The following is an 11,346-nucleotide window of genomic DNA, read 5'->3' as shown; positions in this document are numbered from 1 at the left end:
TGCGCCGGGAAAAACCGGCCTTGCCTGGCCTTGAGCGAGATAGCGTATTTCAGCGCGTCACGAACCGTGAAACGAACCTTGCAGACGGCGGCTGCAACGGTCTAGTGTCGCTCGGGCGGCGGTAGAACGACACGGGGAAAACGATGCAGCAATGGTTGGACGGGCTGGCAGGCCCCGGATACACCCAGGCGATCCTCTGGACATTTGCGGCGCTCCTCCTCCTGCTCATCGTGCTGGTCATCATCAAGCTCGTCCGCAGCCTCACCTTCGGCACCTTTGTCGCCGGCGGCCGCAACCGCAAGACCCGCCTGGCGGTGATGGATGCAACCGCGGTGGACAGCCACAGGCGGCTGGTGCTGGTGCGCCGCGACGACATCGAGCACCTGCTCCTGATCGGCGGCCCGACCGATGTGGTGGTTGAGCGCGACATCAGGCTTACCCAGCAGCGCCGCCCTGCCCTGACCGGCGACAGCAGCCGGGAAGCGGTCGCGCAGCCGCAGCAATTACCGAGGCCGCGCCCTGTCGAGCAGCCGCCCGCCCGGCCCATTACCCCGCCCCCGCCACGGGCGCCGGAACGGCCCGCAGCGCAGCCGATCGGCCGGAGTGTAGCCGAACCCGCGGCGACGCCGCAGCCCGTTTCAAAACCGGAGCCGCCGAAAATGCCGCCGGCAGCAACCGCCGCGCCCTTGCCGCAGGAGCATCGCTATACGCCGGCTCCGCGACCGCAGCAGCCATCGTCCTTCAAGCCCGTGAGGGAACAAGAGGATCTGGACGACGCGCTTCTCAAGGAACTCGAAGTCTCGCTCGACGAAAAGCCAGCCCCGAACTCCGCAAGGCCGCCGGTTCCATCGCTGGACGACGAGATGACCAAGCTCCTGGGCGAGCTTTCGAGCCACAAGAGGTAGCGAAGAGGGAAATGAAAATGGCCGGAGAACCGGCCATCGCAAGCGAACTTCCCTATTCGCTACTCACTATTCGCTAATTCGCTCGTTCAATCGTCGCGATAGACTTTTTCGCGCCGCTCGTGGCGCTCCTGAGCCTCGATGGAGAGCGTGGCGATCGGACGGGCGTCGAGCCGCTTGAGCGCGATCGGCTCGCCGGTTTCCTCGCAAAAGCCGTAGGTTCCCTCGTCGATCCGCTGCAGCGCCGAATCGATCTTGGCGATCAGCTTGCGCTGGCGGTCGCGGGCGCGCAGTTCGATGGCGCGGTCTGTCTCGGATGAGGCGCGGTCGGCGAGGTCCGGATGATTGGCGTTTTCCTGCTGCAGGATTTCCAGCGTTTCGCGCGCTTCGCGCAAAATATCGTTCTTCCAGGTGACGAGCTTGGCGCGAAAATAGGATTTCTGCCGTTCGTTCATGAACGGCTCGTCTTCGGAGGGAACGTAATCGGCATCAGCGAGAGCGTTCATTCGACTCATCCCAGTACCCCTTTTTTCGGGCCTATATATTCGCCGACCCGAAACCGCACAAGATCATTCGTAAAGAAGGTCACGCAATTGTTAGTGGCAGTTAAAGTCCGGCTTCGCGCCCTTCCATACCGCGGCCGGCATGGCCGTCCGGCGTGTTGCGCGAAAGGGCGGGCGCCGCTAAACCGGCATGGCATTCGCCGATCCGCGGCCAATTGCGGCAAAAAATGGAGGCGTCTTGGCCAGCAGGCTTTTTCTCCTGAGACATGCCAAGGCAGGCTGGGCCGCGCCCGGAATGCGCGATTTCGACCGGCCGCTCGACGCATCCGGCATTGCCGATGCGGAGGCCATGGGCGTCGCCATGCGCGCCCGCGGCTACGTTCCCGATCTTACCCTGTGCTCTAACGCCACGCGGGCCCGCGAGACGCTGGAGGGGATAGCCGGCAACGCCGACACCGGCCGTGTCCTGTTCTCGGACGCGCTCTATTCCGAGGATGCCACCGGTTACCTTTCGATCATTCAGGGCCATGGCGCAGCGGGTTCGTTGCTGGTCATTGGTCACAATCCGATGATGGAGGATCTGGCCATGGCCGTCTCCGGCAGCGGTGACGACAACGCGCGTGCGACGCTGAATTCCGGCTTTCCGACATCGGGCGTGGCGGTCATCCGCTTCGAGGGCAGCCTCGCCGACGCCGCGCCCGGCCGCGGCTATCTGGAAAATTTTCTGACGCCCGCCGACCTTTGAACTAGCGCGCGCGCCATTTCAAAAGCCAGCCCCGTGGCCTATATGGCGGTGATCGGCAGTCCGGGGAATTCGCTTGGCGTCTCTGACCAGTTTCACCGACGAGGCGCGGATTGCGCTCGATACGCTTTCAGGGCGGGCAAGCGGGCTTTTCGCACCGTCGCTCCGGGTCGGTGTGACTGGGCTTTCCCGCGCCGGCAAGACGGTGTTCATCTCGGCCTTCGTCCACAATCTCGTCCATGGCGGCCGGCTTCCGCTGTTCGAGGCGCAGAAATCCGGCCGCATCGCCCGCGCCTTCCTTGAGGAGCAGCCAGACGACGCGGTGCCACGCTTCCAGTACGAGGATCATATAGATGCGCTGGTGAAGGCGCGGGGCTGGCCGGAATCGACGCGCGCCATCTCCGAACTGCGGCTGACGATCGAATACGAATCGGCGTCCGGCTGGGGCCGGATGTTCTCGCGCGGCCGGCTGTCGGTCGACATTGTCGATTATCCCGGCGAATGGCTGCTCGATCTGCCGCTGCTGGGAAAGAGCTATGCCGAGTTTTCGCGTGAGGCGTTTGAACTGACTGAGTTGCCGGTGCGCGCCGAGCTTTCCGACGCCTGGCGCAGACTGTCGGCGACCGTCGATCCCGGGGCCGATGCCGACGAGATGCTGGCGCGCGGCCTTGCCGAGAGCTTTACCGCCTATCTCAGGACCTGCAAGCTCGACGAAAGGGCGCTGTCGACCCTGCCGCCGGGACGCTTCCTGATGCCGGGCGATCTCGACGGCTCGCCGGCGCTGACCTTCGCACCCCTCCCCGGTCTTGGCGACAAGCGCGCTCGGAGCGGTTCGCTGCACGCGATGATGGAGCGCCGCTACGAGGCCTACAAGACCTATGTCGTCAAACCGTTCTTTCGCGAGCACATAGCGCGGCTCGACCGGCAGATCGTGCTGATCGACGCCATGCAGGCGCTGAATGCCGGACCGGGTGCGATGGCCGATCTGGAACGCGCGCTGACCGAGATCCTGGCCTGCTTCCGGCCGGGACGCGGCAGTTTCTTGACCGACTGGTTCTCGCGGCGCATCGACCGCATCCTGGTGGCGGCGACCAAGGCCGACCATCTGCATCACGAGAGCCACGACCGATTGCAGGCCATCGTCCGGCGGCTCGCGGACCGGGCCGTGAAGCGCGCGAATTTTTCGGGCGCGACGGTCGATGTGCTGGCCATGGCGGCCATCCGCGCCACCTGCGAGGGCAGCGTCAAGCACGGACGCGATACGCTGCCTGTGATCATCGGAACGCCGCTCAAGGGCGAGCGGATCGGCGACGAGACATTTGACGGCGAAACCGAAACCGCCATCTTTCCCGGCGACTTGCCGGCAAAAGTTGACATGGTTTTTGAACAGAGCGACGGAAAAACGCAGGAAGAGGCGTTACGCATCGTGCGCTTCCGTCCGCCAAAACTCGAAAGAACGGCCGAGGGCGTGACCCTGTCGCTGCCTCATATAAGGCTGGACCGCGCGCTGCAGTTCCTGATTGGAGATCATCTGGCATGACGCCGCCCCGCAAACCGGCTGCGTTCCGCATCGAACCGGAGCCTGCCACCAGAGATGAGCGGCCGGCTACGGACGCACCGCGCAAGCCGCGCGCGATCAGGCCGGAAACGGCCATCGTCACGCCGGCCGAAATCGACGTCTTTGCCGAGCCGGATATCGCCGAAAGCGTGCCGCCGCCCGCCTCTCCGCCGAAACGGCGTTCCCGGCTGGCTGCGATCTTCCTGGGGGCCTTTGGCATACTGGTCTCGCTCGCCGTCGGCCTGTGGACGGATCAGCTCATACGCGAGCTTTTCCAGCGCGCCGAATGGCTGGGCTGGCTGGCGGCCGGCATGGCGGTGATCGCGGCAGTCGCGCTGCTGATCATCCTGATCCGCGAAATGCTGGCCCTGTCGCGGCTCGCGTCGGTGGAGAAGCTGCGTGCTCGAGCGCTGGATGCGATTGTACGGGACGATGCCAAGGCTGCCCGCGCGGTGGTCGACGATCTGTCGGCGCTGGTCGCCGCCAAGCCCGACACGGCGGCCGGACGCAGGGCGCTTGCCGAATTGCGCGGCGAGATCATCGATGGCGCGAATCTGGTGCGCCTCGCCGAAACGGAAATACTGGCTCCGCTCGATGCGCGTGCGAAGATCATGATCCTCGACGCGGCCAAGCGTGTCTCGCTGGTCACCGCGGTCAGCCCGCGCGCGCTGGTCGACATCGCCTATGTCGTGTTCGAATCCGGCAGGCTGATCCGGCGGCTGTCCGAGCTTTACGGCGGCAGGCCGGGAACGCTCGGTTTCTTCCGGCTGGCGCGCAGCGTGCTTGCGCATCTGGCGGTAACCGGGGCGATAGCCGCCGGCGACGATTTCGTTCACCAGATCGTCGGCCAGGGGCTGGCCGCCCGCCTTTCGGCAAAGCTTGGCGAAGGCGTGGTCAACGGCATGATGACGGCCCGCATCGGCATCGCGGCCATGGGGGCCGCGAGGCCCCTGCCCTTCACTGCCGTGAAGCGGCCCGGCATCGGCGATTTCCTCTCGGCATTGACCTCATTCGCGTCCAAAAAGCAGGCAGGCACTCCGCCGCCGGAGAGCTGACGCGGTGAAGAAATGCCGGGGCGGAAAGCAGGCCAAGTGACGAAGCATTAACCAATCTTGTTCATGTTCGGAGCCACCGATTTTCCAGTTCCTGTCGCAGGGTGTCCCTTGATGAAACGCGTAATCCTGTCCGCCATCCTGCCCGTTATTGCCGCCTCCGCCGTGACAGCCGGCCTCGCAGGCTCCGCCCAAGGAGCAGAGCGCGACCGCAAATTCTTTCAAAGTGTCGAAGGCGACTGGAGCGGACCCGGTGAAATCGTCGCCGGCAAATACAAGGGCACCAAATTCAACTGCACCTTCAATGGCTCCACGCCCGCCACGAAACTCGGCATGACGCTCGATGGCTCGTGCAGGGTCGGCGTCTTCACCCAGAAGATGTCCGCCACCATCGAACATAAGGGCGGCGCGAAGGGCTACAAAGGCACCTTCCTGGACGGCGCTGAGGGCAAGGGTCTCGACATCGTTTCGGGCAATGTCGTCGACGGCGGCAAGGTCGTGCTCGCTATCAACCGCAATCAGCTCAAGGGCGTGATGCAGGCCCGCGTTTCCAACAACAACACCATGAACGTCACCGTCTCGGTCCGCGTCGAAAAGGAACTGGTGCCGGTGATAGGCATGAGCTTGAAGCGCGTCGACGCGACCGCGGTGGGCTCCATCGCCGCCGAATAGGCTGGTCTCAAAGCGCCGGCGGCAATTGCCGAAAACTTGCGGAACCTGCGGGCGGGTCGCGCAAGCGCATTTAACGCTGTCACGTCCAATCCCGAATCCATATCCTGTCGAAGACATTCCCGCTCGCCTGCGATAAAGGCGAATGGAACCGGGCATTCGACAAGGAACCAGGCATGGCGGCAGAGGCGGCAGGCAGCGATCTCGTCCACGTTGTGGCATTGCTTGCGGCGGGCGTCGTCGCAGTCCCGATCTTTAAGCGTCTTGGACTGGGCTCGATCCTCGGCTACCTGGCGGCCGGGCTGGTCATCGGGCCGTTCGGGCTCGGCCTTTTCTCCGATCCCGAAGCAATATTGCACGTCGCGGAACTGGGCGTGGTGATGTTCCTCTTCATCATCGGCCTCGAAATGGAACCTTCACGGCTTTGGGGCATGCGCCGCGAGATTTTCGGGCTCGGCATGCTCCAGGTGGGCGTTTGCGCGCTGCTGTTGACATGCATCGGGCTGGCCACCGGCTTTCCCGTCGCGGTTTCCTTCGTCGCGGCCGCGGGCTTCGTGCTGACATCGACTGCGATCGTCATGCAGTTGCTGGAAGAGCGCGGCGATATCGCCACGCCCAAAGGCCAGCGCATGATCTCGATCCTGTTGCTCGAGGATCTCGCCATTGTTCCGCTGCTGGCGCTGGTGGCATTCCTGGCGCCCGGCGGGGCCGATATGAGCTGGGCCGAGCGCCTGATCGACGTCGGCATCGGGCTGGCGTCGATCGCCGGACTGGTGCTGGCGGGGCGCTATTTGCTCAACCCGCTGTTTCGCATACTGGCCGAATCGCGCGCCCGCGAGGTCATGACCGCAGCGGCCCTGCTCGTCGTGCTCGGTTCGGCGCTGGCCATGGAACTCGGCGGCCTGTCGATGGCGATGGGCGCTTTCCTCGCCGGCGTGCTGCTTTCGGAGTCGACCTTCCGCCATCAGCTCGAGGCCGATATCGAGCCGTTTCGCGGCGTCCTTTTGGGGCTGTTCTTTCTTGCGGTCGGCATGTCGCTCGATTTGACGGTAGTCTGGGCCAACTGGCAGACGGTCGCCGTCTATGTCGTGGCCTACATGGTCATGAAGGGGCTCGGCATCTACCTCGTGGCGCGGTTTCTGAATTCGAGCCATCGCGAAGCGCTCGAACGCGCGGTGGTGATGGCGCAGGGCGGCGAATTCGCCTTCGTGCTCTACTCGTCGGCGCTGGCGGTCGGCATCATCGACGGCGAAGCCAATGCCATGCTGACCGCCATCATCATCATCTCGATGGTGCTGACGCCGCTGGCCATCGTCGTGCTGCGCCGGATCACGCCGGCGGACGAGCAGACGCTGGAAGGCGTCGACATCGCCGACGGGCTGACGGGGAGCGTGCTGGTCATCGGGTTCGGCCGGTTCGGCCAGATCGCCAGTCAGCCGCTGCTTTTGCGCGGCATCGACGTGTCGATCATCGACAATGACGTGGAGATGATCCAGGCCGCCGCCGATTTCGGCTTCAAGGTCTATTATGGCGACGGCACCAGGCTCGACATCTTGCGCGCGGCCGGGGCCGGCCGGGCCCGCGCGGTGCTGATCTGTGTCGACAAGGCCGAGGTTGCTGTCAGGATCGCCGAACAGATGAAGGCGGAGTTTCCCCTGGTGCCGGTGCTGGCGCGTGCCTATGACCGGGGCAATGCCATCGCGCTGATCAGCGCCGGCGTCGATTACCAGATGCGCGAGACCTTCGAATCGGCGCTCTTGTTCGGCGAAAGCACGCTCCGGCACCTCGGCGCGGAGGAGGAAGAGGCGGCCGAGGTGATAGCGGATGTGCGCCGCCGCGACGCCGAGCGGCTGGAATTGCAGGTTGCCGGCGGCATCAAGGCGGGCCGCGGCCTGATGAAAGGCAACATGCCGGTACCGACGCCGCTGACGCAGCCCAAGCGGCCGGGCCAGGCGCTCAACGAAGAGGCCGCGATCGTGCTTGGCAAACCGGCGACGGCGGAATGAGGTGACCCATGAAGGACAGTGAAGCCGGCCCGGCCGAGATCGTAGCGTTTTGGCGCGATGCGGGCCCTGACCGCTGGTTCTTCAAGGACGAGGCGTTCGACGCGGAGTTCCGCGGCCGCTTCCTGGACCGGCACATGGCCGCAGCGCGCCGCCAATGCGACCACTGGGCCGACAGTGCCGAAGGCGCGCTTGCGCTGATGATTCTGCTCGACCAGTTGCCACGCAACTGTTTCCGCGGCACGGGGCATATGTATGCCACCGATCCGCTGGCCCGCTACTTCGCGAAAAAGGCCATCGATGCGGGGTTCGACATGAAATTCGATGAGGAGATGCGGGTCTTCTTTTATTTGCCGTTCGAACACTCGGAACACATCGAAGACCAGGAATTCTCCGTCGAGATAACCAAGGCACGCGCCGCGGAGTATCTGAAATATGCGCTGGATCACCACGCGATCATTGAGCGTTTCGGCCGCTTTCCGCATCGAAACCCGATGCTGGGACGGCAAACCACGCCCGAGGAGCAGGCATTTCTCGATGGCGGCGGGTTTGCCGGTTAGGTCTTCCACCAATCGCCGCCGGAAGGCAGCTTTTCGATGCCGGCGCGATCGATATTGCCGAGGTGCTCGGCCAGGCTGACCCCGCCGACCGTGTAATCGGGGGCGATCTCGGCCAGCGGCACGAGCACGAAGGCGCGTTGGAGCATCCGCGGATGGGGTATGTCGAGCCCCGCTTCATGGATGCGCCGGTCGCCGAATACCAGAATGTCGATATCGACCAAGCGCGGCCCCCAGCGCTCCTGGCGCACGCGCTTCAACTTGCGCTCGGCCTCGAGACACAGGTCCAGAAGCTCACGCGGCGCCAGGCCCGTTTCGATCTCGGCGGCGGCGTTGAGGAAATCGGGCTGGTCGGTCTTGCCCCAAGGCGGCGTGCGGTAGAGCGACGACACCGCAACGATCTCGGTCAGCGGGTCGGCGTCGAGGATCCGCAGCGCCGCGCCCATGGACCGGGCCGGATCGCCGAGGTTTCCGCCCAGGCTGAGATAGACGCGCTCTCTATTGTGGCCGGACAATCATCACCTCGATATAATGCGCCGCAACGGCCGACGGCCAATTGCGGGCCGTCGATTTTCCGTTGCGCAGAGCACGCCCGTAAAGCAAGGTGTGGCGTGAGGCAACATGAACAAGAAATCGCTTCTCATCCTGTCGCTCCTTCTTTGCGCCATGCCCCCGGCGCAAGGCGCCAGCCTGTCCAAGAGCTACAGCTATTTCTCGATCGGCGGCAGCACGCTCGACGAGATCGAATCGCAATTGTTGAAGCGCGGGCCGCAGCTGAAGAATTCCGGCAAACGCCATCCCGGCGCCACCCGGATGGAGTTCACGACGCGCCTCGGCTATGCCGAAGACAAGAACGGCTCCTGCCAGATCATAAAGGCGAACGTGACGGTCAAAGCCAGGATGATCCTGCCCAGATGGCGGCGCAGCAAAAAGGCCGAGCAGGATGTGCGGCTGATCTGGGACACGCTTTCGTCGGACATCAAGCGGCACGAAGAAAGCCATGTCATCATCGCCAAGAACCATGCCCGCGAGATGGAAGAGGCGCTGAAAGGCCTTTACCGAGAGAAGAATTGCCAGGTCTTGGCGGCGAAAGCCAAGGCGATAACGACGAAATTGCTGGAGAAGCACGACAGGGCGCAGGTCGAGTTCGACCGCGTCGAAGGCATGAACTTCGAGAGCCGCATCCTCAGGCTGTTGAGATACCGCCTCGAACGGATCGGGGACGGCCGCCTGCCCGGTTAGCCCTTCAGCGAGCCCTGCCTTCAGATCACGCCGAGCTTCTTCTGCAAGCTGGTCGATGACGTCGTGTACTGGAACACGATGCGTTCGCCGGGACTGACGATGCGCTTGGCGGCCTGCGCCATCAGCGCCGCCTCGTGGAAGCCGGACAGGATGAGCTTCAGCTTTCCCGGGTACCAGTTGATGTCGCCGATGGCGAAGATCCCCGGCGCCGAGGTCTCGAATTTCTCGGTGTCGACAGGGATCAGGTTCTCGTGGAGATTGAGGCCCCAGTCGGCGATCGGGCCGAGCTTCATGGTCAGGCCGAAGAACGGCAGCATGCGCGTGCAGGCAACCTCCACGTCGCCATCCGGACCCTTGACGGTTGCCGACGTAAGCTGGCCGTCCGAGCCGGTCAGGCCGGTGACTTGACCGACCTGAAACTCAAGCTGCTTCATCTCCTGCAGGGCGTACATCTTGTTGACGCTGTCAGGCGCGGCGCGGAATTCCGGCCGGCGGTGAACCAGCGTCACGCTCTTTGCTACCGGCTGCAGGTTGAGGGTCCAGTCGAGCGCGGAGTCGCCGCCGCCGACGATGACAAGGTCGTGGCCGCGAAACTCTTCCATGCGCCGCACTGAATAAAAGACGCTCGTGCCCTCAAAAGCCTCGATGCCCGGAATGGGGGGACGCTTGGGCTGGAACGAGCCGCCGCCGGCGGCGATCACCACAACCTTGGCTTCGATCACCTCGTTCTCATCGGTAGTGGCGCGAAAGCCGCCGTCCTCCAGCTTCTCCAGGCTGGAAACCATGCGATTGAAGCTGAAAGTCGGCTTGAAGGGCGCGATCTGCTCCATCAGCCGGTCGACCAGACCCTGCGCCGTAACGAAGGGCAAAGCCGGAATGTCGTAGATCGGCTTTTCGGGATAGAGTTCGGCGCATTGCCCGCCGGGGCGGTCGAGAATATCGACCAGATGGCATTTCATGTCGAAGAGGCCGAGCTCGAACACGGCAAACAGCCCGATCGGCCCTGCCCCGATGATCAGCACGTCGGTCTGGATCGTGGTGGTCATGCGCCTGCCCTCGATGAATGCGATTTCGATCCGCCGGGCGACGCCGGCCGCCTAGCCTTGCCGCTCCGGAACGCGAACCACAAGTCCGTCCAGTTCGTCGCGCACCTTGATCTGGCAGGAAAGCCGCGAATTGGGCTGAACCTCGTAGGCGAAATCGAGCATGTCTTCTTCCATGGCCTCCGGTTCGCCGACCACTCCGGTCCATTCCTCGTCGACATAGACGTGGCACGTCGCGCAGGCGCAGGCGCCGCCGCATTCGGCCTCAATGCCGGGAACCGCGTTGCGGATCGCGTTTTCCATGACGGTGGAGCCGTTTTCGGCATCGACATCGAAACGGGTGCCGTCAAAGGCGACGAAGGAAAGCTTGGTCATCACGGGTCCTGGGAGGTATCATCAGCCGAGATAATCACTCCACCGGCCAAGTCAACTGCGGCGCAAACGCCCCACGCCGTGGCGCAGTCCTTGTCCAGCCTTGGGTTATGCGGAGTTAGCGGCCGATGGCGGCGATGAAATCGCGCATCTCGTCGATCAGGCGAGCCAAGCGTTTGAGCACCTGCCGGTCATCCGGGTTGCGCTCGATCTCGACGGCGCAATCGGCGATGGCAAACGCACCGACCCCGCGCGCCGAGCCGATAAGGCCATGGGCGAGACGAAGCCGCTCGCCAGTACTGGCGGCGACGATCTGGTCGCGGACCAGCGTCGCCTGCTGGACGAACAGGGCCAGCACCTGCTGCTCCAGCGCCCGGTCGCCCATCGTCTGCCGGGCAAGGTGAACCAGATCGACCGGGCGCGACCGCGCCTGGCCGCAGCTTTCGCCGCCGGGCATCGAAAATGCCATGGCGTCGGCATCGGGCAGTGCCATTTCTGGATTCCTGAAATTCATGTTCGCGCGTCGGATCTGACCGGCTCAGCCTATTCCGATCATTGTGGATAACGCGTTAATGTGGGAAGCCCGCAATTCCGCCGCAAAGCCGCCAGAATCGTGGCTTCGTTAACCCTATGTTTAAACTTTTACGCATCGGGGCCGATTCAAGTTTCCTTTACCGGACTGTGCCAGTACGGTACGGGATAT

General features: G+C 63.9%; 13 protein-coding genes. 8 read left to right on the top strand and 5 right to left on the bottom strand.

Going from position 1 to position 11,346, the window contains the following annotated elements; genetic code table 11:
- Positions 1-143 precede the first annotated feature (143 nt).
- The gene (locus G6N73_RS15805; protein ID WP_165029195.1) at positions 144-905 is read left to right on the top strand and encodes a flagellar biosynthetic protein FliO; all 762 of its coding nucleotides are present in this window, start codon (positions 144-146) and stop codon (positions 903-905) included.
- Positions 906-991: 86 nt separating this feature from the next.
- Here the strand turns inward: G6N73_RS15805 and dksA are convergent, their stop codons facing one another.
- A complete protein-coding gene (gene dksA, locus G6N73_RS15800) occupies positions 992-1,408 on the bottom strand; it encodes an RNA polymerase-binding protein DksA (RefSeq protein ID WP_008838010.1) in 417 nt (138 codons plus the stop codon).
- A gap of 187 nt (positions 1,409-1,595) precedes the next feature.
- Here dksA and G6N73_RS15795 point away from each other — a divergent pair, with 187 nt between their 5' ends.
- The 6 genes from G6N73_RS15795 (at position 1,596) to G6N73_RS15770 (ending at position 7,989) form a co-directional block, all read left to right on the top strand.
- Positions 1,596-2,150 carry a SixA phosphatase family protein gene (locus G6N73_RS15795; protein WP_165029193.1) on the top strand — a complete coding sequence of 185 codons (555 nt, stop codon included), beginning with the start codon at positions 1,596-1,598 and terminating at the stop codon, positions 2,148-2,150.
- 73 nt (positions 2,151-2,223) lie between these two features.
- Complete coding sequence (locus G6N73_RS15790; protein ID WP_165029191.1) at positions 2,224-3,687, top strand: YcjX family GTP-binding protein; 1,464 nt, start codon at positions 2,224-2,226, stop codon at positions 3,685-3,687.
- The gene (locus tag G6N73_RS15785; RefSeq protein WP_165029189.1) at positions 3,684-4,760 is read left to right on the top strand and encodes a YcjF family protein; all 1,077 of its coding nucleotides are present in this window, start codon (positions 3,684-3,686) and stop codon (positions 4,758-4,760) included. The genes G6N73_RS15790 and G6N73_RS15785 overlap by 4 nt, the downstream gene beginning before the upstream one ends.
- A 111-nt stretch (positions 4,761-4,871) precedes the next feature.
- Positions 4,872-5,429 (top strand): hypothetical protein, encoded by a 558-nt coding sequence (locus G6N73_RS15780; RefSeq protein WP_165029187.1) that lies wholly within the window; start codon positions 4,872-4,874, stop codon positions 5,427-5,429.
- Between the two features lie 173 nt (positions 5,430-5,602).
- On the top strand, positions 5,603-7,432 hold the full coding sequence (locus G6N73_RS15775) for a monovalent cation:proton antiporter-2 (CPA2) family protein (RefSeq protein WP_165029185.1): 1,830 nt from the start codon (positions 5,603-5,605) through the stop codon (positions 7,430-7,432).
- An 8-nt stretch (positions 7,433-7,440) separates the two neighbouring features.
- Positions 7,441-7,989 (top strand): DUF924 family protein, encoded by a 549-nt coding sequence (locus G6N73_RS15770; RefSeq protein ID WP_165029183.1) that lies wholly within the window; start codon positions 7,441-7,443, stop codon positions 7,987-7,989.
- Here G6N73_RS15770 and folK read toward each other — a convergent pair.
- Complete coding sequence (gene folK, locus G6N73_RS15765; RefSeq protein WP_165029181.1) at positions 7,986-8,501, bottom strand: 2-amino-4-hydroxy-6-hydroxymethyldihydropteridine diphosphokinase; 516 nt, start codon at positions 8,499-8,501, stop codon at positions 7,986-7,988. The genes G6N73_RS15770 and folK overlap by 4 nt on opposite strands.
- 106 nt (positions 8,502-8,607) lie before the next feature.
- Here folK and G6N73_RS15760 point away from each other — a divergent pair, with 106 nt between their 5' ends.
- Positions 8,608-9,228 carry a DUF922 domain-containing Zn-dependent protease gene (locus tag G6N73_RS15760; protein ID WP_165029179.1) on the top strand — a complete coding sequence of 207 codons (621 nt, stop codon included), beginning with the start codon at positions 8,608-8,610 and terminating at the stop codon, positions 9,226-9,228.
- Between the two features lie 20 nt (positions 9,229-9,248).
- On the opposite strand, the gene G6N73_RS15755 is transcribed toward G6N73_RS15760, so the two are convergent.
- From G6N73_RS15755 to G6N73_RS15745, 3 genes are all read right to left on the bottom strand, one after another.
- Entirely contained in the window at positions 9,249-10,274 is a 1,026-nt protein-coding gene (locus G6N73_RS15755; RefSeq protein WP_165029177.1) for an NAD(P)/FAD-dependent oxidoreductase, read from the bottom strand.
- Positions 10,275-10,325: 51 nt separating this feature from the next.
- Positions 10,326-10,646, bottom strand: coding sequence for a 2Fe-2S iron-sulfur cluster-binding protein (locus G6N73_RS15750; protein ID WP_008838000.1), 321 nt, complete (start codon positions 10,644-10,646; stop codon positions 10,326-10,328).
- A 115-nt stretch (positions 10,647-10,761) separates the two neighbouring features.
- Positions 10,762-11,136, bottom strand: a complete 375-nt coding sequence (locus G6N73_RS15745) for an Hpt domain-containing protein (protein ID WP_165029175.1) — start codon at positions 11,134-11,136, stop codon at positions 10,762-10,764.
- Positions 11,137-11,346 lie beyond the last annotated feature (210 nt).

Source organism: Allomesorhizobium camelthorni, from assembly GCF_011045125.1.
Lineage (GTDB): Bacteria > Pseudomonadota > Alphaproteobacteria > Rhizobiales > Rhizobiaceae > Allomesorhizobium > Allomesorhizobium camelthorni.
The sequence above is the reverse complement of the archived record's forward strand: the minus strand, read 5'-3'. Positions and strand labels throughout refer to the sequence as shown.